Source organism: Streptomyces sp. NPDC051133 (assembly GCF_040682635.1).
Lineage (GTDB): Bacteria > Actinomycetota > Actinomycetes > Streptomycetales > Streptomycetaceae > Streptomyces.
In genome coordinates, this window is record NZ_JBFBBK010000008.1 from 92,963 (window position 1) to 119,122 (window position 26,160).

At 73.5% G+C, this 26,160-nt stretch carries 27 protein-coding genes; 17 read left to right on the plus strand and 10 right to left on the minus strand.

The window, feature by feature from the left end; genetic code table 11:
• The first annotated feature begins 38 nt into the window (after positions 1–38).
• Positions 39–314, plus strand: coding sequence for a hypothetical protein (locus AB0N17_RS11360; RefSeq protein ID WP_366010950.1), 276 nt, complete (start codon positions 39–41; stop codon positions 312–314).
• 13 nt (positions 315–327) lie between these two features.
• Here AB0N17_RS11360 and AB0N17_RS11365 read toward each other — a convergent pair whose 3' ends face one another.
• The 3 genes from AB0N17_RS11365 to AB0N17_RS11375 are packed head-to-tail and all read right to left on the minus strand — an operon-like array spanning position 328 to position 3,315.
• Entirely contained in the window at positions 328–1,536 is a 1,209-nt protein-coding gene (locus AB0N17_RS11365; RefSeq protein WP_366010951.1) for a CaiB/BaiF CoA-transferase family protein, read from the minus strand.
• A gap of 43 nt (positions 1,537–1,579) precedes the next feature.
• Entirely contained in the window at positions 1,580–2,362 is a 783-nt protein-coding gene (locus AB0N17_RS11370) for an ABC transporter permease (protein WP_366010952.1), read from the minus strand.
• Complete coding sequence (locus tag AB0N17_RS11375; RefSeq protein WP_366010953.1) at positions 2,359–3,315, minus strand: ATP-binding cassette domain-containing protein; 957 nt, start codon at positions 3,313–3,315, stop codon at positions 2,359–2,361. The genes AB0N17_RS11370 and AB0N17_RS11375 overlap by 4 nt, the downstream gene beginning before the upstream one ends.
• 63 nt (positions 3,316–3,378) lie before the next feature.
• Here AB0N17_RS11375 and AB0N17_RS11380 point away from each other — a divergent pair, with 63 nt between their 5' ends.
• Complete coding sequence (locus tag AB0N17_RS11380) at positions 3,379–4,101, plus strand: TetR/AcrR family transcriptional regulator (protein WP_366010954.1); 723 nt, start codon at positions 3,379–3,381, stop codon at positions 4,099–4,101.
• The gene (locus AB0N17_RS11385) at positions 4,098–4,682 is read left to right on the plus strand and encodes an aminoglycoside adenylyltransferase (protein ID WP_366010955.1); all 585 of its coding nucleotides are present in this window, start codon (positions 4,098–4,100) and stop codon (positions 4,680–4,682) included. Before AB0N17_RS11380 ends, AB0N17_RS11385 begins: the two co-directional genes overlap by 4 nt.
• A gap of 94 nt (positions 4,683–4,776) precedes the next feature.
• On the opposite strand, the gene AB0N17_RS11390 is transcribed toward AB0N17_RS11385, so the two are convergent.
• The 3 genes from AB0N17_RS11390 to hmgA are packed head-to-tail and all read right to left on the minus strand — an operon-like array spanning position 4,777 to position 8,083.
• A complete protein-coding gene (locus tag AB0N17_RS11390; protein ID WP_366010956.1) occupies positions 4,777–5,928 on the minus strand; it encodes a type ISP restriction/modification enzyme in 1,152 nt (383 codons plus the stop codon).
• Positions 5,929–5,954: 26 nt separating this feature from the next.
• Entirely contained in the window at positions 5,955–6,704 is a 750-nt protein-coding gene (locus tag AB0N17_RS11395) for a GntR family transcriptional regulator (RefSeq protein WP_366010957.1), read from the minus strand.
• A 44-nt stretch (positions 6,705–6,748) separates the two neighbouring features.
• The gene (gene hmgA / locus AB0N17_RS11400) at positions 6,749–8,083 is read right to left on the minus strand and encodes a homogentisate 1,2-dioxygenase (RefSeq protein WP_366010958.1); all 1,335 of its coding nucleotides are present in this window, start codon (positions 8,081–8,083) and stop codon (positions 6,749–6,751) included.
• A gap of 152 nt (positions 8,084–8,235) precedes the next feature.
• Here hmgA and AB0N17_RS11405 point away from each other — a divergent pair, with 152 nt between their 5' ends.
• The 10 genes from AB0N17_RS11405 (at position 8,236) to AB0N17_RS11450 (ending at position 20,297) form a co-directional block, all read left to right on the plus strand.
• On the plus strand, positions 8,236–8,778 hold the full coding sequence (locus AB0N17_RS11405; protein WP_366010959.1) for a hypothetical protein: 543 nt from the start codon (positions 8,236–8,238) through the stop codon (positions 8,776–8,778).
• A gap of 64 nt (positions 8,779–8,842) precedes the next feature.
• Entirely contained in the window at positions 8,843–9,460 is a 618-nt protein-coding gene (locus AB0N17_RS11410; RefSeq protein WP_366010960.1) for a TetR/AcrR family transcriptional regulator, read from the plus strand.
• Positions 9,461–9,599: 139 nt separating this feature from the next.
• Complete coding sequence (locus AB0N17_RS11415) at positions 9,600–11,831, plus strand: molybdopterin oxidoreductase family protein (protein ID WP_366010961.1); 2,232 nt, start codon at positions 9,600–9,602, stop codon at positions 11,829–11,831.
• 126 nt (positions 11,832–11,957) lie between these two features.
• Positions 11,958–13,349: a citrate:proton symporter gene (locus AB0N17_RS11420; protein WP_366010962.1), complete on the plus strand. Its 1,392-nt coding sequence runs from the start codon at positions 11,958–11,960 to the stop codon at positions 13,347–13,349.
• A 22-nt stretch (positions 13,350–13,371) separates the two neighbouring features.
• Entirely contained in the window at positions 13,372–14,610 is a 1,239-nt protein-coding gene (locus AB0N17_RS11425; RefSeq protein ID WP_366010963.1) for an MFS transporter, read from the plus strand.
• A 101-nt stretch (positions 14,611–14,711) separates the two neighbouring features.
• Complete coding sequence (locus AB0N17_RS11430) at positions 14,712–15,461, plus strand: hypothetical protein (protein WP_366010964.1); 750 nt, start codon at positions 14,712–14,714, stop codon at positions 15,459–15,461.
• Positions 15,448–16,155 (plus strand): class F sortase, encoded by a 708-nt coding sequence (locus AB0N17_RS11435; protein ID WP_366010965.1) that lies wholly within the window; start codon positions 15,448–15,450, stop codon positions 16,153–16,155. Before AB0N17_RS11430 ends, AB0N17_RS11435 begins: the two co-directional genes overlap by 14 nt.
• Positions 16,156–16,363: 208 nt before the next feature.
• Complete coding sequence (locus tag AB0N17_RS11440) at positions 16,364–17,704, plus strand: ABC transporter ATP-binding protein (protein ID WP_366010966.1); 1,341 nt, start codon at positions 16,364–16,366, stop codon at positions 17,702–17,704.
• Positions 17,705–17,810: 106 nt separating this feature from the next.
• On the plus strand, positions 17,811–19,199 hold the full coding sequence (locus AB0N17_RS11445) for an aldehyde dehydrogenase family protein (protein WP_366010967.1): 1,389 nt from the start codon (positions 17,811–17,813) through the stop codon (positions 19,197–19,199).
• A gap of 15 nt (positions 19,200–19,214) precedes the next feature.
• Positions 19,215–20,297 (plus strand): Zn-dependent alcohol dehydrogenase, encoded by a 1,083-nt coding sequence (locus AB0N17_RS11450; protein ID WP_366010968.1) that lies wholly within the window; start codon positions 19,215–19,217, stop codon positions 20,295–20,297.
• A 12-nt stretch (positions 20,298–20,309) separates the two neighbouring features.
• Here the strand turns inward: AB0N17_RS11450 and AB0N17_RS11455 are convergent, their stop codons facing one another.
• The 3 genes from AB0N17_RS11455 to AB0N17_RS11465 all read right to left on the minus strand — a co-directional run bounded on the left by AB0N17_RS11455 (position 20,310) and on the right by AB0N17_RS11465 (position 22,795).
• Complete coding sequence (locus tag AB0N17_RS11455; RefSeq protein ID WP_366011080.1) at positions 20,310–21,245, minus strand: DMT family transporter; 936 nt, start codon at positions 21,243–21,245, stop codon at positions 20,310–20,312.
• 150 nt (positions 21,246–21,395) lie between these two features.
• Complete coding sequence (locus AB0N17_RS11460) at positions 21,396–22,106, minus strand: winged helix-turn-helix domain-containing protein (protein WP_366010969.1); 711 nt, start codon at positions 22,104–22,106, stop codon at positions 21,396–21,398.
• A 41-nt stretch (positions 22,107–22,147) separates the two neighbouring features.
• On the minus strand, positions 22,148–22,795 hold the full coding sequence (locus AB0N17_RS11465) for a TetR/AcrR family transcriptional regulator (protein ID WP_366010971.1): 648 nt from the start codon (positions 22,793–22,795) through the stop codon (positions 22,148–22,150).
• Positions 22,796–22,884: 89 nt separating this feature from the next.
• Between AB0N17_RS11465 and AB0N17_RS11470 the strand changes: the two genes are divergently transcribed.
• The 3 genes from AB0N17_RS11470 (at position 22,885) to AB0N17_RS11480 (ending at position 25,099) form a co-directional block, all read left to right on the plus strand.
• Positions 22,885–24,036: an acyl-CoA dehydrogenase family protein gene (locus AB0N17_RS11470; RefSeq protein ID WP_366011081.1), complete on the plus strand. Its 1,152-nt coding sequence runs from the start codon at positions 22,885–22,887 to the stop codon at positions 24,034–24,036.
• A gap of 78 nt (positions 24,037–24,114) precedes the next feature.
• A complete protein-coding gene (locus AB0N17_RS11475) occupies positions 24,115–24,402 on the plus strand; it encodes a YiaA/YiaB family inner membrane protein (protein ID WP_366010972.1) in 288 nt (95 codons plus the stop codon).
• A 73-nt stretch (positions 24,403–24,475) separates the two neighbouring features.
• Positions 24,476–25,099, plus strand: a complete 624-nt coding sequence (locus tag AB0N17_RS11480; protein WP_366010973.1) for a TetR/AcrR family transcriptional regulator — start codon at positions 24,476–24,478, stop codon at positions 25,097–25,099.
• A gap of 15 nt (positions 25,100–25,114) precedes the next feature.
• Here AB0N17_RS11480 and AB0N17_RS11485 read toward each other — a convergent pair whose 3' ends face one another.
• Entirely contained in the window at positions 25,115–25,576 is a 462-nt protein-coding gene (locus AB0N17_RS11485) for a MaoC family dehydratase (protein ID WP_366010974.1), read from the minus strand.
• Between the two features lie 116 nt (positions 25,577–25,692).
• Between AB0N17_RS11485 and soxR the strand changes: the two genes are divergently transcribed.
• On the plus strand, positions 25,693–26,151 hold the full coding sequence (soxR, locus tag AB0N17_RS11490; RefSeq protein WP_366010975.1) for a redox-sensitive transcriptional activator SoxR: 459 nt from the start codon (positions 25,693–25,695) through the stop codon (positions 26,149–26,151).
• The last annotated feature ends 9 nt before the right edge of the window (positions 26,152–26,160 follow it).

The window sequence follows — 26,160 nt, forward strand, 5'->3', positions numbered from 1 at the left end:
TGCCCGGGCCGGGTGGACTCGTACGGGTGGGGAGTGACATGGAGCAGATAGCAATGCGCAGCAGGGCCAGGGTCCCTGCGATCACCTGCGGGAGCAGCGCGACGAGTTCGCGTCTCGACCGCCATCTGTCGGTACTGGCGGGTCCCGCCATACCACAGGGGGAGACGGTCGAGGCGACCTCGCTCATGCTGGAGCTGACGGCGCGTGACACCGCCCGACGACGCAGCGACCGGGGTACGCGGGTCAGCCGCGTCTCCCTCTTCGCACCGCTGCGCCGACTGCGCCGTTCGCTGTTCGGCAGTCACAAGCACTGAGCGCGACCTGCGCTCAGGCCACCACACCGTCCCGGCGCAACGCTGCGATCTCCTCGTCCGTCATCCCCACGGCACGCAGCAGCGCCCCGGTGTGCTGCCCGAGCGCGGGCACGTCCCCCATCCGCGCCTCGTCCCCGCCCGGCAGCGTGATGGGAGGCAGCAGCGCCTTCAGTGGCCCGACAGGCGACCCCACCTCACGCCACCGCTCCCGGGCCGCCAGCTGCGGATGCTCCTCCAGTTCGCGCAGATCCCGTAGCCGCGCGCAGGCGATGCCCGCCTTCTCCAGCCGGGCCAGCGCCTCCTCGGTGTCCAGCACGCCCAGCGCCCCGGCGACCAGCTCGTCGGTCCGCTCCCGGTGGGCCACCCGCGCCGCGTTCGTCGCGAAGGCCGGGTCCGTCGCCCGTTCCGGCCGGCCCATGACCTGTTCGGCCAGCCGCCGCCACTCACGGTCGTTCTGCACCGACAGCAGCACCCGCCCGCCGTCCGCCGTCGCATAGGCGTCGTACGGGGCGATGACGGCGTGCGCGAGGCCGGTGCGCGCCGGGGGCTCACCTCCGTGCATCGCATGGTGCAACGGATGTCCCATCCACTCGGCCAGCGCCTCCAGCATGGACACCTCCACCGGGCCGCCCCGCCCGGTCGTCCCCCGCCGCACGAGCGCCGCCAGCACGCCCGAGAAGGCGTACATGGCCGCCGCGATGTCCGCCGCCGGGACGCCCGCCTTGACGGGCTGCCGCGGTGTGCCCGTCACCGACACGAGCCCCGCCTCGCACTGCACGAGCATGTCGTACGCCCGCTTGTCCGCGTACGGGCCCGAGGAGCCGTACCCGGAGATGTCCACGGCGATCAGCCGGGGATGCGCCGCGCACAGGGTGGCCGCGTCCAGGCCCAGCCGGGCCGCGGCGCCGTGCGCGAGGTTCTGCACGAACACGTCCGCGTCGGCGGTCAGCCGCCGTACGACGGCCAGGCCGCGCGGGTCCTTCAGGTCGAGGGCGAGGGACTCCTTGCCGCGGTTGCACCACACGAAGTGCGAGGCGAGACCGCCCGCCGCGGTGTCGTAGCCACGCGCGAAGTCGCCGCCGTCGACCCGCTCCACCTTGATGACCCGGGCACCCAGGTCGGCGAGCTGCCGGGTCGCGAAGGGCGCGGACACGGCCTGTTCGACGGCGACGACGGTGAGGCCCTCCAGGGGCAGGGGCTGCTGGTCCATGGGCTGATCCATGAGCGGATCATGGCCCGTGACCGGCGGGTTTGTCAGTACCCCGTCACCGCTCCCCGGCGGAGTACCGGCGTACCGCGAGCGGCAGGAAGACCGCCGTCAGGGCGAGGCACCAGGCGAGCGACCCGGCGACCGGGTGCGCCACCGGCCAGGCGGCGCCGTCCGGAACGGGGGCGTTGCCGAACAGGTCCCGCAGGGCGGTCGTCACCGCGCTGATCGGGTTCCACTCGGCGAGGGCGCGCAGCCGGCCGGGCAGGTTGTCCGTCGGGATGTAGGCGTCGGACAGCAGCGGCAGCACGAAGGAGGAGGCGCCCAGCTGGCCGGCCGCGTCCTCGCTGCGGGTGAGCAGCCCGAGGAAGATCCCGGCGCAGGTGCAGGCGAAGCGGAAGAACAGCAGCAGTCCCACGGCTCCCGCGGCCTCGGTCGCGGACCCCCGGATCCGCCACCCCACCGCGAGCCCCACCAGCAGCAGCGGCACGGTGCCGACGGCCGTGACGGCGAGATCCGCCACCGCCTGCCCGAGCGGTACGGCGGCCCGGCTCACCGGCATCGTGCGGAACCGGTCCATCACGCCCCGGTGCGTGTCCGCGGCGGCGTGGAACATGCCGGTCATGAGCCCGCCGGCCGCGGTCGCCACCAGCAGCCCCGGGACCAGGAAGGACCGGTACTCGCGGCCGGGCATGGCCAGCGCGCTGCCGAACACGTAGCCGAAGAACAGCAGCATGTTGACCGGCATCATCTGGGTCAGGATCGCCAGGCCGGGGCTGTTGCGGACACGGCGCAGATGCCGGCCCGTCATCGCCAGTCCGTCGTACGCCGACGCGCTCATGCGACCGGCTCCCTGCTGTCGGCGGGCTGCCCGGTGAGCCGCAGGAACACGTCGTCGAGGGTGGGCGGGCGCAGGCTCGCGTCGAGCAACGGCACCCCCGCGGTGTCGAGTTCGCGCACCAGGCGGGGCAGGGTCAGGGTCGGGTCGGTGGTGAGCGCGCCGACGGCGTGCCGCTCGTGGTCGAACACCGGCTCGCCGCCGGTCAGCCGGTCGAGCACGGCAGCCGCTCGCGGCAGGGCCGCACCGTCCGCGACCACGGCCTCGGCGTACGACCCGATGAGCGACTTGAGCTCGGCGGGCGAGCCGGTGTGCGCGACCCGGCCCCGGTCCATCAGGGCGACGGTGTCGGCCAGTTGGTCGGCCTCCTCCAGGTACTGCGTGGTCAGCAGCACCGTCGTCCCGTCCGCCTTCAGCTCGCGCACCGCCTGCCAGATGCGGCTGCGGCCGGCCGGGTCGAGGCCGGTGGTCGGCTCGTCGAGGAAGAGCACGTCGGGCCGGCGGACGAGGCTCGCGGCGAGGTCCAGGCGGCGCCGCATGCCGCCCGAGTAGGCCGACGCCCTGCGGTCGGCCGCGTCGGCCAGCCCGAAGCGCTCCAGCAGTTCGTCGGCCCGGGCGGCCGGTCCGCGCACCCGGTGCAGCCGGGCGAACAGCCGCAGGTTCTCCCGGCCGGTGAGGTCCCCGTCGACCGAGGCGTACTGCCCGGTGACCCCGATCCGGCGCCGCACGGCGGCGGCCTCCCGGACGAGATCGTGCCCGGCGATCCGTGCCGAGCCTCCGTCGGGCCGCAGCAGCGTGGTCAGCAGCCGTACGGCCGTCGTCTTCCCGGCGCCGTTGGGTCCGAGCAGACCGCAGACCGTCCCCTCGGCCACGGCGAGATCCAGGCCCCGCAGGGCGTGCACGGTGCCGAAGCGCTTTCGCAGCCCCTCACTAAGTACAGCGTACGTAGTCGTCATGGCGTGACCATACCGCACTACGTACGCTGTACGTAACTAGGATGGTGGCCGAGGTGATGACCGATGGCAGTCCGAGGGGCCGTTCCCGAGGTGATCTGGGCGCGTCCCGAGCGCACCGGGCGGGGGCCGAAGCCGGCGTACACCCGCGACGACATCGCGGCGGCGGCCGTCCGCATCGCCGACGCGCGCGGGCTCGACGCGGTGTCCATGCGGCACGTCGCGGCCGAGCTGGGCTGCGGCACCATGTCGCTGTACAACTACGTCCCCCGCAAGGAGGACCTCCACGAGCTGATGGTGGACGCGGTCAGCGCGCAGCACGAGACGTGGGAGCCGAGCGGCGACTGGCGGGCCGACATGCTCCGGGTGGCCCGCCAGACCCGCGAGCTGATGCACCGGCACCCGTGGCTCCCGCGCCTGATGTCCCCCGTCTACGGCTTCAGCCCGCACGCCCTGCGCTATCTGGAGCACTGCCTGGCCTGCCTGGACCCGCTTCAGGCACGCTACGGCACCAAGCTCGAACTGATCGCGATGCTGAACGGCATCGTGACCACCTACGTCCGCAACGAACTCGACACCGCCGAGCGGGCCCGGGCGCTGCCGTGGACGGAGGACGAGGAGAACGCGGTGCGCGGTGCCTACCTGGGCCGTCAGGTCGCCTCCGGGGCGTATCCCCGGATGGCGGCGGCGTTCGCCGAGGACGCGGGACCGATCGATCTGGAGGCGGTGTTCCAGCGGGCGCTTGAGCGCCTCCTCGACGCCTTCGGTCCCGAGCGCGGCGGCCGGTGAACCGGGAGCGCGCCGCGCGGCAACTCGCCCTCGTCGCCGAGGTGTCGGCGGCGGCCCGCGAGCACGGCATCCCGCTGTGGCTGCGCGGTGGCTGGGCCATGGACTTCTTCCTCGGCGAGGTCACCCGCGACCACGGGGACATCGACTGGTTCGCCTGGGCGCGGGACGCGGCGCGTCTCGCCGGCGTGCTCACCCGGCTCGGGCACGCGCCGGTGCCCGGGCCGCCGCCCGGCCTCCAGCTCGACTTCGTGAAGGACGGGCTGGACAGCAGCTTCACCCTGGTCGACCGGGACGCGGCCGGCAGGGTCGTCGTCGCCGGCGGCCCCTGGGCCGGCACCCCCTGGCCGGACGGGCTGCTCGACGCCCAACCGGGACGCATCGGCGCTCTGGAGGCGGCGATCGTCGGCCCCGCCGCCCAGATCGAGATCAAGCGCATGATGCCCGTCTGGGACCCCTCCCGCCCCCGCCGGGCGAAGGACGCCGAGGACGTCGCACGGCTCCGGGCCGCCCTGTCACGGGCGCCACGGGGAACGTCGGACGGGCACTGGTCACCGGGCCGGTGGGGGCCGGGGAGAGGGTGACGGCCGTCGCCCGGCGCGTCGGCGACGGGCAGGTGCCGCCGGGCGTACGGGCCGTGGCCGCCGATCTCGGCGAGCCGGCGAGCCCCGCACGCCGCTAGAGCAGGGCGAACTGGCCCTCCGGACCCTCTTCGAGGTGGTCCAGGACCGAGGCGGGGCGGCGGGCGGAGGGCGGCGGCGGGAGGACGCCCGCATCGCGCAGGCCGGCCGCCGTGAGCGGTGACGCCAACGGCAGCCCGGCCCGGCGAGCCCTCACCTCCGCCAGCAGCGAGAGGACCGTGATCAGCTCCAGCAGCTCCGACGTCCAGCCCTGCGGCCAGGCCGCCGGACGGATCGCGGCCAGCGTGCCCGGCTCGCCCGGGGCGGTACGGGCCGCGAACCAGGCCTGAAGGACCCGGACCCCGGCGAGCTCGTACTCCCAGGCCTCGGGCGGGACGGGGGAGACGCGGCCCTCGTCGAGGTGCAGGGTCTCCTCGTCGGGGTCGTACCGGACCTGGGCGGGCCGGCTCGGCAGGGGCGCCCGCACGTAGGGACGGCGGCCTCCCGGGAGCTTCGGGCGCTCCCCGTCGCGGCGCATCAGCCACAGCATCCGCCGGCCCACCTGTACGCCGGCCGACCAGAGTCCGGGGTCGCCGGTGAGCGGGACCGTGAGGTCGGGGCGGACCGCCGCCAGGATCCAGGCCAGCACGTCCACGGCCGCCGGACGCTCGCCCAGCCGCGCCGAGAGGTGTTCCAGCAGACCGGGGGCCAGATTCGGCTCCGTGCCGCCGGGGCGCCGGTAGAGCGGGCGGACGCGGCCGGTGCGCAGGGTGGGCAGGAGCGACGTGGCGAGCAGCGGGTCCTCGGCGCCGGTCTCCACCGTGAAGACCTGGTGCTCGTCCGCCACCCGCCACAGCTCCGGGCGGGCCGCGTCGAGCAGCCGGTTGTCCGGGATCAGCCACTGCTCGTCGAAGGGCGCCGCCAGCACGCGTACCGGCTCCGCGCAGGGCCCCTCGGCCCGCGCGAGCCGCTGCGTACCGGTGGACCGGCCGGGCAGCTGACCGACCGCCGAGTCGAGGCCCCGGGCACGGGTCGGCTCGAACAGGGCCTCCCGGTCCGGCCCTTCGGCCTTCAGCAGGGCGTCCCAGCGGGCCCGCAGACAGGCCGGGTCGGGCGCCGTCGGCCAGGCGCGGCCCAGCCGCAGCGGTGCGACGGACCACGGCATGAGGTCCGCCAGCGGCGGAGCGTCGTCGTGCGTCACGCTGGGCATGGTACGGCCTGCCGGCGGCACCCGGCTCAGGTGGCGTCCAAGGTCACCGTGAACGAGAACCGGTCCCCCCGGTAATGGATGACCGCCACGTCCAGCACCCGGCCCGCGGCGTCGTACGTCACGCCCGTGTAGTGCAGGATCGGGCTGAGCAGCGGGACCTGGAGCAGCCGGGCGGTCTCCGGGTCGGCGAGCCGGGCCTCCACGGTGTCCGTGATCCGGCTGATGTCCGCCTTGACGACGTCCCGCAGCACCTTGGTCATCGGCCAGCGGACCAGGTCCTCCAGGTCGACGCGGGCGGCGAGTTCGGGGCGGACGTGGTTGACGGCGTGGTTGGTCGGCTCGCCGGTCGTCTCGTCGCTGCGCAGACGGTGGTACGCCGCCACCTCCGTCAGGTCCGGGAAGTACTCGGCGAGCGCGGCCGGCACCGGCACGTGGCCGTGGTCCAGCAGTTCCGTCGTCATCCCGGACTGCTGGGCCACGATCGCGTCCACCGAGCCGAGCAGGCGGACCGGGGCGCCGCGCCGGACGTCCGGCTCGATGAACGTGCCGCGCCGCCGGTGCCTGCTGATCAGCCCCTCGTCCTCCAGCTCCTTCAGCGCCTGCCGCATGGTCAGCACGCTCACGCCGTAGTGCTCCGCCAGCCGCTCCTCGGTGGGCAGGCGCAGCGGGTCCTGCGGCGAGCGGCCGAGTATCGAGGCGCGCAGCGACTGCGACACCTGGTACCACAGCGGCAGCTTGCGGTTCAGGACGATCGAATCCGGAGCGAAGGAGGTCACACGGCTATCCGTACCTGTCGGAGAACGTTCGGCGCAACGGACGGTCACGCCCGGAAATGCCGCTCCAGGCCGCGCCACACGTCGTCGTAGCGCCGCTGGAGGTGGCCGGCCCCCGCCGCGTGCGGGGCGAGGGTCACCGGCCAGCGGGTCTCGAACATGAACGCCAGCCCGTCGTCGATCTTCTGCGGCTTCAGCTCGGCCGCGCTCGCCCTGTCGAAGGTCTCCCGGTCCGGGCCGTGCGCCGACATCATGTTGTGCAGCGAGCCGCCGCCCGGCACGAAGCCCTCGGCCTTCGCGTCGTAGGCGCCCTCGATCAGACCCATGTACTCGCTCATCACGTTGCGGTGGAAGTACGGCGGCCGGAAGGTGTCCTCGCCCACCAGCCAGCGCGGGGCGAAGACGACGAAGTCCACGCCCGCCAGGCCCGGGGTGTCCGAAGGGGAGGTCAGTACGGTGAAGATGGACGGGTCCGGGTGGTCGTAGGAGATGCTGCCGATCACATTGAACCGGCGAAGGTCATAGACGTACGGCACATGGTTGCCGTGCCAGGCGACCACATCGAGGGGGGAGTGGTCGTAGGTGGCCGTCCAGAGGTTGCCGCAGAACTTGTTCACCACCTCCACCGGCCCGTCCGCCTCCTCGTACGCGGCGACCGGCGCCCGGAAGTCCCGTGCGTTGGCGAGGCCGTTGGCGCCGATCGGTCCGAGGTCGGGGAGCTGGAAGGGCGCCCCGTAGTTCTCGCACACGTAGCCCCGGGCGGTCGGGCTCTGCCCGCCGTCCGACGCGGTGTCCAGCAGCTCCACACGGAAGCGCACCCCACGGGGGATCAGCGCCACATGGGCGGGCTCCACATGGAGCCGGCCGAACTCGGTGTGCAGCAGCAGCCCGCCGCGCTCCGGCACGATCAGCAGCTCGCCGTCGGCGTCGGAGAAGACCCGCTCCATCGAGGCGTTGGCGTGGTACAGGTGCACGGCCATCCCGGTGCGCTGGGTCGCGTCGCCGTTGCCGCCGAGCGTCCACAGGCCGGCCAGGAAGTCGGTGCCCGCCGGGGGCTCGGGCAGCGGGTTCCAGCGCAGCCGGTTGGGGTCGGGCACCGCCTCGGTGAAGGGGGCCGTGCGGATCGCGCCGTTGTCGGTGCGGGTGAACGCCGGGTGCGCGGCCGACGGGCGGATGCGGTACAGCCAGGAGCGGCGGTTGTGCGCCCGCGGCTCGGTGAACGCCGAACCGCTCAGCTGCTCCGCGTACAGCCCGAGCGGTGCCCGCTGCGGCGCGTTGCGGCCCTCGGGCAGGGCGCCGGGCACCGCCTCCGAGGCGTGTTCGTTGCCGAACCCCGTGAGATACGACAGTCCCTCGGCGGTCTTCCGCGCGTCCCCGCTCATGATCGCTCCCTTGCGTCCCTGATTCCTATGCATCACCGTAGGAATGAGTGCGGCCGGGCGCAAGAGGTCCCGCTCTCCTCCGCCCGGGGGACGAGCGGAACCAGACTTCAGGGGGATTCGGGGTGACGGAGCGCTGTTCTACTCTCCGGGGCATGTCGTGGACGCGCAGATCACTCGCCGCGCTCGCGGTGTGCGTCCTGCTGCCGCTCACCGCCGCGGGCTGCACCGAGGACCGGGACCCCGGTGGCACGGCCTCGCCGTCCCCGGTGGGCAAGGTCCTGGACGGCACCGACGAGACCGGCCGGCATCTGCGCGAGGTCACCGGGGAGAACGCGCCCGAGGTGGGCGTCGAGGTCACCCCGGACGCCCACGGCGGCTGGGACGTCCGGCTGACCTTCCGCCACTTCCGCTGTTCCCCGCCCGGCGCGAGGCCCGCGCCGGTCACCGGCCGGGGGCTCGCCTACCTCTTCGTCGACGGCCGCCGCGTGGCCCGGCTGCGCACCCACGGGTACCACCTGCCCGCCCGCCTGGTGCCGCGCGGCACCCACCACGTCACCGCGCGCCTGTACGCCGACGACGGCACGGTGTGGGCCGTCCAGGGCAAGCCCGTCCAGCGCACCGCCGACATCACGGTGTCGGGCCCGGCGCCGGCGCGGCCGTCGGTGAGCGCCGCGGCCGGGGGGACCGGCGGATGAGCGCACCGGCCACCCTTGCGCGTACTGAGGGGTGAGCTTCACCCGACCCCGGCGGAAAGGCATCATGAAGCCCGTGCCCGACGCGACATCCCTCCGCCGTGCGCCCGTCCAGCGGCGCAGTGCCGAACGGCTGACCAGAATCCTCGACGCGTGCGCCGAACTCCTCGACGAGGTCGGCTACGACGCCCTGAGCACGCGGGCGGTCGCCCAGCGCGCCGGCGTGCCCATCGGCTCGGTCTACCGATTCTTCGGCAACAAGCGGCAGATGGCCGACGCCCTCGCCCAGCGCAATCTGGAGCGGTACGTCGAGCAGGTCACCGAGCGGCTGAAGGCGGCGCGCGCGGGGGACTGGCGGGCCGCGATGGACGCCGTCCTGGACGAGTACCTGGACATGAAGCGCACCGCGCCGGGCTTCTCCCTGGTCGACTTCGGCAACCAGATACCGGTCGGTGCCCGCCAGGCCGAGCCCAACACCCGCGTCGCCGACCGGCTCACCGCGCTGCTCGCCGGCTACCTCGGCCGCCGCCCCGACGACGGTCTGCGCCGGGTCTTCCTGGTCGCCGTGGAGAGCGCCGACACCCTCGTCCAGCTGGCCTTCCGGACGGATCCGCAGGGGGACGAGGCGATCATCACCGAGACGCGGGAGCTGCTGCGGGCGTACCTGGGGCGCGTACTCGACTGAAGTGGCCGGACACCCGCCGGCGCCCCCTTCCCGACGGAACGTTCCACCGATGGGCTCCCCTCCATGCATACCGGTCGGTATGCTCGCTCCGAGCCGGACCGCGCTCGTCCTGCGCCGCCGCCGACCCCCGGGAGGACCCGTGTCCCGCACCGCCCTGCGCATCTGCCCCCTGTGCGAGGCCACCTGTGGGCTGACCCTCACCGTCGAGGGCAGCCGTGTCACCGGTGCCCGCGGCGACCGTGAGGACGTCTTCAGCAAGGGCTTCATCTGCCCCAAGGGCGCCTCCTTCGGGGCCGTCGACTCCGACCCCGACCGGCTGCGCACCCCGCTCGTCCGCAAGGACGGCGCGCTGCGCGAAGCCACCTGGGAGGAGGCCTTCGACGCCGTCGCCGCCGGCCTGCGCCCGGTCGTGGAGCGGTACGGCCCGGACGCCGTCGGACTCGTCCTCGGCAACCCCAACGTGCACACCGTGGCCGGCGCGCTGTACCCGCCCGTCCTGCTCGGCGCCCTGCGCACCCGCAGCCTGTTCACCGCCTCCACGGTCGACCAGATGCCCAAGCACGTCTCCAGCGGGCTGCTGTTCGGCGACGCCCACGCCATCCCGGTGCCCGACCTGGACCACACCGACCATCTGCTCCTCATCGGCGCCAACCCCCTGGAGTCCAACGGCAGCTTGTGCACCGCCCCCGACTTCCCCGGCCGGCTCAGGGCCCTCAAGGCCCGCGGCGGCCGGCTCACCGTCGTCGACCCGCGCCGCACCCGCACCGCCCGGCTGGCCGACCGGCACCTGGCGATCCGCCCCGGCACCGACGCCCTGCTGCTCGCGGCGATGGCGACCGTGCTCTTCGCGGAAGACCTGGTGGACCTGAAGGACCTCGCCCCGCACGTGCAGGGTACCGACGAACTGCGGGACGCGCTGGCGGACTTCACCCCGGAAGCCGTGGCCGGGGCCTGTGACGTCGACGCGGAGCTGATCCGCACCCTCGCCCGCGAGCTGGCCGCGGCCCCCACCGCGGCCGTCTACGCCCGCATCGGCAGCTGCACCGTCCCGCACGGCACCCTGGCGAGCTGGCTGGTCGACGTCCTCAACGTCCTCACCGGCAACCTGGACCGGCCGGGCGGCGCCCTCTTCCCGCTGGCGGCCACCGACAGAACACCCCGCCCGGCGGGCCCCGGCCACGGGTTCGCACTCGGCCGCTGGCACTCCCGGGTGCGGCGACTGCCGGAGGCCAAGGGCGAGTTGCCGCTGTCCGCACTCGCCGAGGAGATCGACACCGCCACCGAGGAGGGCGAACCGGTCCGCGCGCTGATCGTCGTCGCCGCCAACCCGGTGCTGTCCGCGCCCGACGGCGACCGCCTCGACAAGGCCCTGGGGTCCCTGGACTTCATGGTCAGCGTCGACCCCTACCTGAACGAGACCGCCCGCCACGCGGACGTCGTCCTCCCGCCGCCCCCGCCGTCGCAGAGCCCGCACCACGACTTCGCCTTCAACACCCTCGCCATACGCAACCAGGTCCGCTACACCCGCCCCGCGGTCCCGCTGGAGCCCGGCCGGATGGCCGAGTCCGAGATCCTCGCCCGGCTGATCCTGGCCGCCACCGGCATGCACGGCGCCGACCCGTCCGCCGTCGACGCGATGGTCGTCGACCAGACCCTCGGCAAGGCCGTGACGCAGGAGCACTCCCCGGTGCACGGCCGCGACCCGAAGGAGCTCGCCGGCCTGCTCACCGGCGACACCGGCCCCGAGCGGCGGCTGGACATGATGCTGCGCCTCGGCCCGTACGGCGACGGCTTCGGCGCACGGCCCGGCGGGCTCACCCTCGCCGAGCTGCTCGCCCACCCGCACGGCATCGACCTCGGCCCGCTGCGCCCGCGGCTGCCCCAGCCGCTGAGGACCCGCAGCGGCAAGGCCGAGCTGCTGCCCGGGCCGATCGCCGCCGACCTGCCCCGGCTGCGCCGGGCCCTGGACGAGCGGCCCGCGGGACTGGTCCTCGTGGGCCGCCGCCACCTGCGGTCCAACAACAGCTGGATGCACAACGTGCCCGCCCTCACCGGCGGCAGCAACCGCTGCACCCTGCACATCCACCCGCAGGACGCGTCCCGGCTCGGCGTCCGCGACGGGGCGGACGTACGCGTGAAGGGCGCCGGGGGAGAGGTGGTGGCGCCGGCCGAGGTCACCGACGCCGTCCGTCCGGGTGTGGTGAGCCTGCCGCACGGCTGGGGCCACGACCGCCCCGGCACCCGTCTCGGCCACGCGGCCACCGCCCCCGGGGTCAACGTCAACCAGCTCCTCGACGGCAGCCTGCTGGACCCGCTCTCGGGCAACGCGGTTCTCAACGGCATCCCCGTCGTCGTAGCCGCAAGCCTGTGACCTGGACTTTCGCGCTTATTGCTCGCGCGTCGACCTCTTGCTGACGCCGGACGACGGGACCTAACGTCAACGCACCGCCGACCCCCAGGTGGGATGTTCAAGGGCGAACGTTAGGTATCCATTTTCATGCTGACCATCCTCGGCTTCGCCATGATCGCGACCTTCCTGGTCCTGATCATGCTGAAGAAGATGTCGCCGATCGCGGCGCTCGTGCTGATTCCCGCGCTGTTCTGCGTGTGCGTCGGCAAGGGCGCCGAGCTCGGCGACTACGTCATCGACGGCGTCACCGGCCTCGCGCCCACCGCGGCGATGCTCATGTTCGCGATCGTCTACTTCGGTGTGATGATCGACGTCGGCCTCTTCGACCCGGTCGTGCGGGCCATCCTGAAGTTCTGCAGGGCCGACCCGCTGCGCATCGTCATCGGCACGGCCCTCCTCGCCGCGGTCGTCTCCCTCGACGGCGACGGCTCCACCACCTTCATGATCACCGTCTCGGCGATGTACCCGCTGTACAAGCGCCTGAAGATGTCCCTGGTCGTGATGACCGGCGTCGCCGCCATGGCCAACGGCGTGATGAACACGCTGCCGTGGGGCGGGCCGACCGCACGTGCCGCCACCGCGCTGAAGGTCGACGCGAGCGACATCTTCGTGCCGATGATCCCGGCCCTGGCCGTGGGCCTGCTGTCCGTCCTCGTCCTCGCGTACGTCCTCGGCCGCCGCGAGCGGCGGCGGCTCGGCGTGCTCACGCTGGACGAGGCGCTGGTGGAGGAGAAGGAGACCGTCCTGGTGGGCGCCGGCACCGGGAAGTCCCCGGCGCGCACCGGCGGTTCGGGCTCCGGTACCGGCGCGGACCTGCCCGAGGGGGACGACGAGGGATTCCAGGGGCTCGACCCGCACCGCGCCACCCTGCGCCCGAGGCTGTACTGGTTCAACGCGCTGCTGACGGTCGCCCTGCTCACCGCCATGATCATGGAGTGGCTGCCGATCCCGGTGCTGTTCCTGCTCGGCGCCGCCCTCGCCCTGACCGTCAACTTCCCGCACATGCCGGACCAGAAGGCCCGGATCGCCGCCCACGCGGAGAACGTCCTCAACGTCTCCGGCATGGTCTTCGCCGCGGCCGTCTTCACCGGCGTCCTGCAGGGCACCGGCATGGTCGACCACATGGCCGCCTGGCTGGTGGAGAACATCCCCGCCGGGATGGGCCCGCACATGGCCCTCGTCACCGGCGTGCTGAGCATCCCGCTGACGTACTTCATGTCCAACGACGGCTTCTACTTCGGCATCCTGCCGGTGCTCGCCGAGGCGGGCCAGGCGCACGGCGTCTCCTCGCTGGAGATCGCCCGGGCCTCGATCGTCGGACAGCCCCTGCACATGTCCAGTCCCCTCGTGCCCGCCGTGTACGTCCTGGTCGGCATGGCCAAGGTGGAGTTCGGCGACCACACCCGGTTCGTGGTCAAGTGGGCGGCGCTGACGTCCCTGGTGGTGCTCGGGGCCGGAATCCTCTTCGGCATCATCTGAACACCTCAAGGAGGTACACCCCATGGCGCCCGGTGGGAACCGCGGCTGGCTGCTCCGCCTCGTCATCGCCTTCGGCTGCGCACAGGGGGCGGTGTCGATGGCCCGGCCCGCCGTCTCCTACCGGGCCCTCGCGCTGGGCGCCGACGAGCGGGCGGTCGGTGTCATCGCGGGCGTCTACGCCCTGCTCCCGCTGTTCGCCGCCGTCCCCCTCGGCCGCCGCACCGACCACGGCCGCTGCGCGCCCCTGCTCCCGGTGGGCGTGGTCCTCATCGCCGGCGGCTGCGCGCTCAGCGGGCTGGTGAACTCCCTGTGGGCGATGGCCCTGTGGAGCGGGGTGATGGGACTCGGCCACCTCTGCTTCGTGATCGGCGCCCAGTCGCTGGTCGCCCGGCAGTCCGCGCCGCACGAACAGGACCGCAACTTCGGGCACTTCACCATCGGCGCCTCCCTCGGGCAGCTGATCGGCCCCGTCGCCGCGGGCGCCCTGATCGGCGGGCCGGACATGGCCCGCAGCAGCGCGCTCGCGCTGGTCGTGGCGGGCGCGGGCGCGGCCGTCGCGTTCACCTCGCTGTGGCGCATCGAGGACCGTACGGCCGTCGGCGCGCGTGCGCCGCGGGGCTCCCGGGTGCCGGTCGGCGGCATCCTGCGCGCCCGCGGCGTGCCCGCGGGCATGCTCGTCAGCCTGTCCGTCCTGTCCGCCACCGACATCCTCACCGCCTACCTCCCGGTGGTCGGCGAACACCGGGGCATCGCCCCGTCGGTGGTCGGCGTCCTGCTCGGCCTGCGGGCCGGCGCCACCATCGCCTGCCGGCTCGCCCTCACCCCGCTGCTCCGGCTGCTCGGCCGGCCGGTGCTGCTCACGGCGACCTGTCTCCTGGCGGCGGTGCTGTGCGCCGGGGTGGCGCTGCCGGTGCCGGTGTGGGTGCTCGGCGCGATCTTCACGGTCCTCGGGTTCTGCCTGGGGGTGGGGCAGCCGCTGTCGATGACGACGGTGGTCCAGGCCGCCCCCGAGGACGCCCGCTCCACGGCGCTCGCCCTGCGGCTGACCGGCAACCGGCTCGGCCAGGTCGCCGCCCCCGCCGCCGCGGGCCTGGTCGCGGGCGCGGCGGGCGTGGCGGCGCCGTTCGTGATGCTGGGGGCGCTGCTGCTGGTCTCCTCGGGTGCCGCCCTGCGGTCGCCGGGGCGTCCCCTGGAAGGGGCCGGACGGGTGACGGGGGAGCGGCCGAAACGGCCGGGATTGCGCCGCACGAGCGATATCTGACGGCGCGCCGGGCGTCGCTGCCGGGGGCTGAGCGGCCCATGAAGCAGAGTCCAGGCGAAAGAGCGATTTGTATGAAAATCGTCTAACTCGGAGGACTGCCCATGCCCACCCTGTCACTCCCACGTGCCGTCGGCCCCCGCGCGGGCGCCACTGTCGTCCTCACCGCTCTCGCCGCGGCGGGTGCGTCATGGGTGGCGGCGCCGAGCGCGGTGGCCCAGGGGGAGAACGGCGACATCAGGGTCCACGACGAACGGCATCTCAACGGAGCGGCGCTCGTCGGATCGGCCAAGGACGATCCGGTGGTCTGCAGGTTCTATCTGGAGGCCGTCAACTTCGACACGCTCACCACGGTCCTGTACACCATCACTCCGCAGCCCCCGCTGGCCACCGCCGCCACCGTCACCGGCACCATGCAGCTGGCCGCGGGTGCGGGGCACACCGATCCGCTGGGTCTCGCGGACGGCCAGTACAAGGTCAGCTGGACCGTGGGCACACCGCCCGCCGTGAAGGACAAGGTCTTCCGCGTCAACTGCCACGACGGCAAGCTGGACGGGGCGCCCGGCGGCCAGATCGAGGACCACCAGCAGAACGGCCAGGACCACCAGCAAAACGGCCAGGACCACCGGCAGAACGGTCAGGACCACCAGCAGAACGACCAGAACAACGGCTCCTGGGCAGGCCAGGACGACCACGACGGCCCGAAGGGCGGTGTGCACGCGGGCGGCGGCGGTCTCATCGACAGGGCGGCCGCGTACTCGCCGGTGACCGCCGCGGCGGCCGTCGGTCTGGTCGCCGTGTGCGGCGCCGTGTACGTCCGGCTGATCCGCCGGCGGCCCCATGGTGCCGCGTAGGCGCAGACGCAGGCCCTGGTACCGGACCCGCGCCTACCGCCTCGCCAGGACCGCCGCGCTCGTGGTCGCCCTGGTGCTGGCGGTGGGCCGGTGCGGGGGACACGGCACGCCCCCCGGGGCCGCCCGGGCGGGCGGCCCCGACGCCTCCCGTGCCGACGGGCGGGGTGCGGGCCATGGCGGCTCCGGTGCGGACGGCGCCGCTCCCTCCGGCGCTCCGGCGCCCCCGCCCCGCCCGCTGACCCGGTCGCGGCCGACGTCCCTGCGCATCCCCTCGCTGGGCGTCGACGCCCCGATCACGGCGCTCCGGCTCGACCAGGACCGGCATCTGCAGACGCCACCGGTCGACAGGCCCCAGCTGGTCGGCTGGTACGAGGGCGGTCCCACCCCGGGCGAACCGGGCACCGCGATCGCCGTCGGCCACCGCGACACCACGACCGGCCCCGCCGTCTTCGCCGCGCTCGCCCAGGTCACCCCCGGCAAGCTCATCGAGGCCGGGCGCGCGGACGGCCGTACCGCCGTCTACACCGTGGACCAGGTGAAGGTCTTCGACAAGACGGACTTCCCGGACGAGGAGGTCTACGCCCAGAGCCGGCGCCCCGAACTGCGCGTACTGACCTGCGGCGGTCTCTTCAGCCGGCGGACGGGCTACACCAGCAACGTGGTGGTCTTCGCCCACCTGACGGCGACGAAGTGACCGGGGACGGCGAACGGACCGCGCCGGCCCGAACCGCATCCTCCGTTTCCGCGGCTGCCTGCGCCGCGACGGAGCACGGTGTGCCATGTCTTCCCCCGGCCGGGCACATTCCGTTAACTTCCGTGACTCACAAGCCCCGTACGACCCGCGCGGGGCCTTCGACCACGGAGCAGCGGCGCTCCGGACAGCCCCCGGGGGGCGGCAGCCAATGACACGCGCCATCTCTCTGCACGACGTGAACAAGTCCTACGCACGCGGCCCCCGCGTGGTGGACCGGCTCTCGCTGGACATCGCGCCGGGCGAGTTCCTGGTCCTGCTCGGCCCGTCCGGCTGCGGCAAGTCCACCGTGCTGCGGATGATCGCCGGCCTGGAGGACATCGACGAGGGCACACTGCTGCTCGACGGCGAGCCGGCCAACCACTGGCAGCCCTCCGAGCGGGGCATGGCGATGGTGTTCCAGAACTTCGCGCTCTACCCGAACATGACCAGCCGCGACAACATCGGCTTCCCACTGCGCATCGAGGCACCCGGCACCGACCCCGGCCCGCGCGTCACGGCCACCGCCCGCATGCTGGGCATCGAGGACCTGCTCGACCGCTTCCCCGGGCAGCTCTCCGGCGGCGAGCGGCAGCGGGTCGCGATGGGCCGGGCCATCTCCCGCCACCCCTCCGCCTTCCTGATGGACGAGCCGCTGTCCAATCTGGACGCCAAACTCCGCAACCACCTGCGCGCCGAGATATCCCGGCTGACCCGCGAACTGGCGGTCACCACGGTCTACGTCACCCACGACCAGGCCGAGGCGATGTCCCTCGGCGACCGGGTCGCCGTGCTGCGCGGCGGAGTGCTCCAGCAGGTCGGCACCCCGCGCGAGGTCTACGCGCTGCCCCGCAACGTCTTCGTCGCCGCCTTCATCGGCATCCCGCGCATCAACCTGCTGCGCGGACTGGTCCGCGCCCCGCTGGACGGCGCCATGACCGTCAGCCTGGGCAAGCAGTACCTGCGCCTGCCCGAACCGCTCAGCCTGGACCACCAGTTGCTGCGGGTGCAGCAGGGCCGCGAGGTCATCGTGGGGCTGCGCTCGGAGGCCGTCCGCATCGCCGAGCACGGCTCCGCCCGGCCCGGCGAGGTGCCGCTCACCGGGCTGGTCGAGCACGTGGAGTTCCAGGGGCACGAGGTCCTCGTCCACTTCAACACCGGCTCATGCCCCGCCGTCGTACCCGAACTCGAGGCCCCGCGCGCGGCCGCCCGGCCCGCGCGCCGCCGGCGCAGCCAGAGCCCGAACATGCTGGACCGGCTCCGCGAGCGCGCGGGGTCGCTGCGCGCGGGGCCGGTGGTGGTGCTCGAACACCCCGCCGACACCGAGCCCGAGCCCGCCCCCGCCGAGGGCCGCCTCCCCGGCGACCTGGTGGTCCGCACCACCCCGGACCTCCGGCTGCACCACGGCATGCAGGTCCCGCTCCTCGTCGACCTCGCCCACCTCTTCGTCTTCGACCGGCACGGCGAGCGCATCTGCCCGTCCCCCGACCGGCTGCCCGACCTGGAGGAGTGAGCGGCCGCCGGCCCGGCGATGATGAGTCCCGGATGCGTCTGGCGCGCAAAAACTATCGCCGCTAGTTTGTGTGCCGGACGACGCGGACCCGCCGGGAGGAAGCAGCATGAAGGCACACGACGGCCTGTACATCGACGGCACATGGCGCCCCGCCGAGAGCAGGGACGTGATAGAGGTCGTGAACCCGGCCGACGAGCAGGTCATCGGCCACGTCCCGGCGGGGTCCGCGCTGGACGTCGACACCGCAGTCCGCGCGGCCCGCGCCGCCCTCCCCGGCTGGGCGGCCACGCCCCCGGCCGAGCGCGCCGCACGCCTCGCCGCCCTCCGGGACGCCCTGGTGGCGCGCAAGGACGAGATCGCCGAGACGGTCACCGCCGAGCTGGGCTCCCCGCTGCAGTTCTCGCGGACGGTCCACGCGGGCGTGCCGATCGCGGTCGCCGGCTCCTATGCCGAGCTGGCCGCCGGCCACCCCTTCGAGGAGAAGGTCGGCAACTCCACCGTCCTGCACGAGCCGGTGGGCGTGGTCGGCGCGATCACCCCCTGGAACTACCCCCTGCACCAGATCGTCGCCAAGGTCGCCCCGGCCCTCGCCGCGGGCTGCACGATCGTCCTCAAGCCCGCCGAGGACACCCCGCTCACCGCACAGCTCTTCGCCGAGGCCGTGCACGAGGCGGGCGTCCCCGCCGGTGTCTTCAACCTGGTCACCGGGCTCGGTCCGGTCGCGGGCCAGGCCCTCGCCGAACACCCGGGCGTGGACCTGGTCTCCTTCACCGGCTCCACCGCGGTCGGCAGGCGGATCGGCGCCGCGGCGGGCGCGGCCGTCAAGAAGGTGGCCCTCGAACTCGGCGGCAAGTCCGCCAACGTCATCCTGCCGAGCGCCGACCTCGCCAAGGCGGTGCACGTCGGTGTCGCCAACGTGATGTCCAACTCCGGCCAGACGTGCAGCGCCTGGACCCGCATGCTGGTCCACCGCGACCGGTACGCCGAGGCCGTCGAGCTGGCGGCCGGCGCCGCCGCCAAGTACGGCGACCGCATCGGCCCGGTCGTCAACGCCAAGCAGCGGGCGCGGGTGCGCGGCTACATCGAGCAGGGCGTCGCCGAGGGCGCCCGCCTGGTCGCGGGCGGCACCGAAACCCCGCACGAGAAGGGCTACTTCGTCAGCCCGACCGTCCTCGCCGACGTCACCCCCGACATGACCGTCGCCCAGGAGGAGATCTTCGGCCCGGTCCTCACCATCCTCCGCTACGAGGACGAGGAGGACGCCCTGCGCATCGCCAACGGCACGGTGTACGGTCTCGCCGGCGCCGTCTGGGCCGGTGACGAGGCCGAGGCCGTCGCCTTCGCCCGCCGCATGGACACCGGCCAGGTCGACATCAACGGCGGCCGGTTCAACCCCCTGGCCCCCTTCGGCGGCTACAAGCAGTCCGGGGTCGGGCGGGAACTCGGCGCCCACGGGCTCGCCGAGTACCTGCAGACCAAGTCCCTCCAGTTCTAAGGAAGTACGCGAGTCATGGCCGTACGAGCCGCTGTCCTGCCCGCCATCGGCGCCCCGCTGGAGATCACCGGCATCGAGCTGCCCGAACCGGGTCCCGGGCAGGTCCGGGTCCGCCTCGCCGCCGCCGGCGTCTGCCACTCCGACCTGTCCCTGTCCAACGGCACCATGCGCGTGCCCGCCCCGGCGGTCCTCGGCCACGAGGGCGCGGGCACGGTCGTGGCGGTCGGGGAGGGCGTCACCCACGTCTCGCCCGGCGCCTCCGTGGTCCTCAACTGGGCCCCGTCCTGCGGCAGCTGCCACGCCTGCACGCTCGGCGAGGTCTGGCTGTGCGCCAACGCCCTGAACGGCGCCGCCGACGTCTACGCCCGCACCACCGACGGCACCGACCTGCACCCCGGTCTGAACGTGGCCGCCTTCGCCGAGGAGACGGTGGTCTCCGCGTCCTGCGTGCTGCCCCTGCCGGACGGGGTGCCCCTGGTGGACGCCGCCCTCCTCGGCTGCGCCGTCCTCACCGGCTACGGCGCCGTCCACCACTCGGCGCAGGTCCGCCCCGGCGAGACCGTCGCCGTGTTCGGGGCCGGCGGGGTCGGCCTCGCCACTCTCCAGTCGGCCCGGATCGCGGGGGCGTCGCGGATCGTCGCCGTCGACGTGTCCCCCGAGAAGGAGGAGCTGGCCCGGGCGGCCGGCGCCACGGACTACGTCGTCGCCTCGGACACGACCTCCCGCGAGATCCGCGCCCTCACGGGCAAGCAGGGCGTCGACGTCGCCGTGGAGTGCGTGGGCCGCGCGGTCAGCATCCGCGCGGCCTGGGACTCCACCCGCCGGGGCGGCCGCACGACGGTCGTCGGCATCGGCGGCAAGGACCAGGAGGTCACCTTCAACGCCCTGGAGATCTTCCACTGGGGCCGTACCCTGTCCGGCTGCGTCTACGGCAACACCGACCCGGCCCGCGACCTGCCGGTGCTCGCCGAGCATGTACGGGAGGGCCGCCTGGACCTCTCCGCGCTGGTCACCGAGCGGATCGCCCTCGAAGGCATCCCGGCCGCCTTCGAGAACATGCTCGCGGGCAAGGGCGGCCGGGCGCTGGTGGTGTTCTGAGGCGCGGAGGCCTCAGGGCACCTGCTCGGGTCGCGGCTCTGGTCCGGCCGCGACCCGGGCCGTACGGCCGGTGCGCGCCCGGGACCGCGACACCGCCACACCGGCGAGACACAGCACACCGCCGACGAGCGTGAGCGCGCCCGGCACCTCGCCGAGCACCAGCCACGACATCAGCACGACCAGCGCGGGCACCGCGTACGTCGTCGCGCCCATCCGGCTGGCCGTGGTGCGGGCGAGGGCGTACGCCCATGTGGTGAAGGCGAGCGCGGTCGGGAAGACACCCAGGTAGACCATGCCGAGGGTGGCCGACACGGGCGCGTGCGCCGCCTGGTGCACCAGCTGCCCGGCGAACGGCAGACACGCCATCGTCCCGACCAGGCACCCGAACGTCGTCACCTGCACGGCGCTCGCGTGTGCCAGGGCCGGCTTCTGCGCGACGACACCGGCGGCGTACGCCACCGCGGCGAGCAGACACAGCACCACACCGAGCACCGAGGACCCGCCCCCGCCCGACATCGACAGCCCCACGGTGACCGCGCCCGCGAACGACACCGCCATCCCCGCCAGGAGCCTGGGCGGCATCGGATCGCCGAGCAGCCGGGCGCCCAGCAGCGCGATCAGCAGCGGGCCGACGTTCACGACGAGGGCCGCGGTACCGGCGTCCACCTGCTGCTCGCCCCAGTTCAGGACGACCATGTAGAAGCCGAACCACAGCAGCCCGGACAGCAGGATCCCGCGCCAGGCGGCTCTCGGGGGCAGCCCTTCCCCGCGTATGGCCCAGATGACTCCCAGGGCGAGCGCCCCCGACGCCAGCCGGCCCAGGGCCAGCGCCCCGGGGGAGTACTCGTGCCCGGCACTGCGGATCGCCACGAAGGCCGACGCCCACAGGACGACGGTCACGATCGCGGCGCCGGCGGGCAACAGGCGGTGACGTGCGGCGACGTTCATCATGCTCCCGAGGTTAGATACCGGCCGGATGCCGGACCGGCGGATTTCGGACGCGGCGCAGTCGCAGGGGCGGCTCCGCCGCGTGGGCGCGAGCGGGCACGAACGACCCGCGCCGGGCCGGTGACAGCACCCGCCCCCTGCCGGCCGAATTCAGGACAGGGCACTGGAAGGAATCCCCAGCAACGCCGACAGCTCCCGCTCCCCCGACGGGGTCACCTTCACGGCCCGGGCGGAGCCCACCCGCACGCACCACCCGGCCTCCAGCGCGTGCCGGCACAGGGCGGCCCCCGCCACCCCCGCGAGATGCGGGCGCCGCTCGGTCCAGTCCAGGCACGCGCGGGCCAGCGGGCGCCGGCCCGGCGGGTCGAGCCGCATACCCGCCGCACCGAACCACTCCACCCCCGCGTCCGTGAGCGCGAACCCCGTGTCCTGCCGCAGCAGCCCCCGCCGGGTCAGCGCGTCCGTGATCGTGATCCCGAGCCGCCCGGCGAGATGGTCGTAGCAGGTCCGGCCGCGCGCCATGGCCGATTCGGCACTCGACTCGCGCAGGCCGCGCACCGGACGCCCGGCCGCCGGAGGCAGTCGCGAGGCCAGGTCCTCCACCAACTGCGCCACGCTCGCGTCGGCCAGCCGCACATACCGGTGACGGCCCTGCCGTTCCTCCGCGATCAGGCCGCCGGCCACCAGCTTGCCCAGGTGCTCGCTGAGCGTCGACGCCGCGACCCCGGCGTGCCGGGCCAGCTCACCCGCGGTCCACGCCCGGCCGTCGAGCAGCGCCAGCAGACACGCGGCCCGGCTCTCGTCGGCGATCAGGGAGGCGAGCGAGGCGAGGGGCGCGGCCCGGGGGTCTTTCGCGGTCATGCCGTCCAGCGTGCCGCACGGACACTTCGGCCGGCGCCGAATCATCGCCGCGTGCTCTGCCGCACCTGCTCGTACTGCTGCGCCAGGCCGTCCAGCAGTGCCGCCAGCCCCGCCTCGAAGGCCCGCTCGTCGACCTTCTCCTGCTGTTCGGCGAGCAGATGCGCCTGGCCCAGGTGGGGGTAGTCGGCGGGGTCGTACGCGCTCGCGTCGTCCACGAAACCCCCGGCGAACGACCCGAGGGCGGAGCCCATGATGAAGTACCGCATCAGCGCGCCGATGGAGGTCGCCTGGGCCGGCGGCCAGCCCGCGTCGACCATCGCGCCGTACACCGCGTCGGCCAGCCGCAGCGCGGCGGGGCGGCGGCCCGGCCCGCGCGCGAGGACCGGGACGATGTTCGGGTGGTCGCGCAGGGCGGCCCGGTAGGAGACCGCCCAGTCGTGGAGCGCGGTCCGCCACTCCCGCCCGTCCTCGAACATCGACAGGTCGACCAGCCCGCTCACCGAGTCCGCGACCGCCTCCAGGATCTCGTCCTTGGTGGCGAAGTGGTTGTACAGCGAGGGCCCGCTCACCCCCAGCTCGGCGGCGAGCCGGCGGGTGGAGACGGCCGCCAGGCCCTCCCGGTCCACGAGGTCCCGGGCCGTCTCGACGATCCGGTCGGTGCTGAGGAGGGGCTTGCGCGGTCGGGCCATGGCGCACATAGTAGGGCTGCGACTGGAAACTAGCAGTGCTAATTTAAATGTACGGCTTTCAAGATCTATCGGGTGTGGGTGATCGCGTGGTGCATCTGGGGCTCAGCGAGGAGCAGACCGCCGTACGGCAGCTCGCCCGGGACTTCGTGGAGCGCGAGATCGCCCCGCACGTGGTGGCCTGGGACCGGGCCGAGGAGGTCGACCGGGGCATCGTGAAGAAGCTCGGCGAGGTCGGCTTCCTCGGGCTGACCGTCGACGAGGAGTACGGCGGCTCGGGCGGGGACCATCTCGCGTACTGCCTGGTCACCGAGGAACTGGGCCGCGGCGACTCGTCCGTCCGCGGAATCGTCTCCGTCTCCCTGGGGCTGGTCGCCAAGACGATCGCCGCCCGGGGCACCGAGGAGCAGAAGCGGCGCTGGCTGCCGGGGCTGACCGCGGGCGAGTACGTGGGCTGCTTCGGCCTCACCGAGCCCGGCACCGGCTCCGACGCGGGCAGCCTCACCACCCGCGCCGTGCGCGACGGCGACGACTTCGTGATCAACGGCAGCAAGATGTTCATCACCAACGGCACCTGGGCCGACGTCGTCCTCCTCTTCGCCCGCTCCACCGACGCCCCCGGCCACAAGGGCGTCAGCGCCTTCCTGGTGCCCACCGACACCCCCGGCCTGACCCGCCGCACCGTCCACGGCAAGCTCGGACTGCGCGGCCAGGCCACCGCCGAACTGGTGCTGCAGGACGTCCGCGTGCCCGCCTCGGCGATGCTGGGGGAGGAGGGCAAGGGCTTCTCCGTCGCCATGTCCGCGCTCGCCAAGGGGCGCATGTCGGTGGCCGCCGGCTGCGTCGGCATAGCCCAGGCCGCGCTGGACGCGGCCGTCGGATACGCCGGCGAGCGGGAGCAGTTCGGCAAGCCCATCGCCCGTCACCAGCTGGTGCAGGAGCTGATCAGCGACATCGCCGTCGACGTGGACGCGGCCCGGCTGCTCACCTGGCGGGTCGCCGACCTCATCGACCGCGGGCAGCCGTTCGCCGTCGAGTCCTCCAAGGCCAAGCTGTTCGCCTCCGAGGCCGCCGTCCGCGCCGCCAACAACGCCCTGCAGGTCTTCGGCGGCTACGGCTACATCGACGAGTACCCGGCCGGCAAGCTCCTGCGGGACGCCCGCGTGATGACCCTCTACGAGGGCACCAGCCAGATCCAGAAGCTGCTCATCGGCCGCTCCCTGACCGGGGTCTCCGCCTTCTGAGCACGTGTCCGGGGTGAGTACGTCCCTGAGTATTCCGGCGGATGTGGCGCGGGCCGCGGCCGCCGATGCTCTTGTCCCATGAGTGACACACCGGTCAAGCAGCAGAGCACGGTCGCCTTCTACGGCCAGGCCGTGGCCTCCTTCGCGGTCGCCATGGCGGCCACCGCCATCGGCATCTACCAGCTGGACACCGACGCCTGGGTGCGGGCCTTCCTGGCCATCGCCGTCCTCTACCTCGTCACCTCCGCCTTCACCCTCGCCAAGGTGATCCGGGACCGGCAGGAGGCCGGGCAGATCGTCAGCCGCGTGGACCAGGCCCGGCTGGAGAAGCTGCTGGCCGAACACGATCCCTTCGAAAAGCTCTGAGCGGCCGCACTAAGCGCCCGCTCATCGTCGGCGGTATGGTGGTGCTTCTGTCACCGAGAGGGGCGAGCGAGCGATGAGTACGGCGGAGGAGACGACCGGCGGCGAAGTGGAGCCGTGGGAAGAGGTCACCCCTGACGCGGCGCGGCGGCTGCTCGTCGCGGCCGTGGAGGCCTTCGCCGAGCGCGGCTACCACGCGACGACGACCCGTGACATCGCGGGCCGCGCCGGCATGAGCCCGGCCGCGCTCTACATCCACTACAAGACCAAGGAAGAGCTGCTCCACCGGATCAGCCGCATCGGTCACGACAAGGCCCTGGACATCCTGCGCACGGCGGCGGGGCGCGAGGGGACCGCGGCCGAGCGGCTGGCCGACGCGGTCGGCTCCTTCGTCCGCTGGCACGCGGGGCGGCGCACCACCGCGCGGGTCGTGCAGTACGAGCTCGACGCGCTCGGCCCCGAGGCCCGCGCCGAGATCGTCGCGCTGCGCCGTCAGGTCGACGCGGAGGTGCGCGGGATCGTCGAGGACGGCGTGGCGGCGGGCGAGTTCGACGTGCTCGACGTCCAGGGCACGACGCTCGCCATCCTGTCGCTGTGCATCGACGTGGCCCGCTGGTTCACCGTGGACGGCCCGCGCACCCCCGAGGAGGTCGGCGCGCTCTACGCCGACCTCGTGCTGCGGATGGTCGGGGCGAAGTAGCCCCCGCCGCGGGGGCTACAGGTAGTACCGGGACACCGACTCCGCGACGCACACCGGCTTGTCGCCGCCCTCGCGCTCCACGGTGAAGGCGACCGCCACCTGGACGCCGCCGGCGACGTCCTCGACACCGGTGATCGTCGCGGTGGCGCGCAGCCGGGAGCCCACGGGGACCGGGGCGGGGAAGCGGACCTTGTTCGTGCCGTAGTTGACGCCCATCTTCACGCCCTCGACGCGGATCAGCTGCGGGCCGAACAGCGGGAGCAGCGACAGGGTGAGGTAGCCGTGCGCGATCGTCGTCCCGAACGGCCCCGTGGCGGCCTTCTCCGGGTCCACGTGGATCCACTGGTGGTCCCCGGTCGCCTCGGCGAACAGGTCGATCCGCTTCTGGTCGACCTCCAGCCAGTCGGTGTGGCCCAGCTGCTCGCCCACGGCCGCCTTCAGCTCGTCGGGGGAGGTGAAGGTCCTCGGTTCTGCCATGTTCCCGGCCTCTCGCTCGCGTCTCACTCGCGTCTCTAAGCGACTGCTTAGCATGGTCCGCTCCGGGGCGCCTGTCAACGGACCCCGGCCGGCAGCGGGCCGCTAGGCTCTCAGGAGTGCCGCAGATTCCCGAGAAGATCCACGAGCTGACCGTCGGACAGCTGTCCGCGCGCAGCGGCGCCGCCGTCTCCGCCCTGCACTTCTACGAGTCCAAGGGCCTGATCAGCAGCCGCCGTACCTCCGGCAACCAGCGCCGCTACAGCCGTGACACCCTGCGCCGGGTCGCCTTCGTCCGCGCGGCCCAGCGGGTCGGCATCCCGCTGGCCACGATCAGGGACGCGCTGGCGGAACTTCCCGAGGAACGGACCCCGACGCGGGAGGACTGGGCGCGGCTGTCGGAGAAGTGGCGGTCGGAGCTCGACGAACGCATCAAGCAGCTGAACCGTCTGCGCGATCACCTGACCGACTGCATCGGATGCGGGTGCCTGTCCCTGGAGAACTGCGTCCTGTCCAACCCCGACGACGTGTTCGGCGAACGGCTGACGGGGTCCCGGCTTCTGGCGGAGGGGCGCTGAGACCCCGCG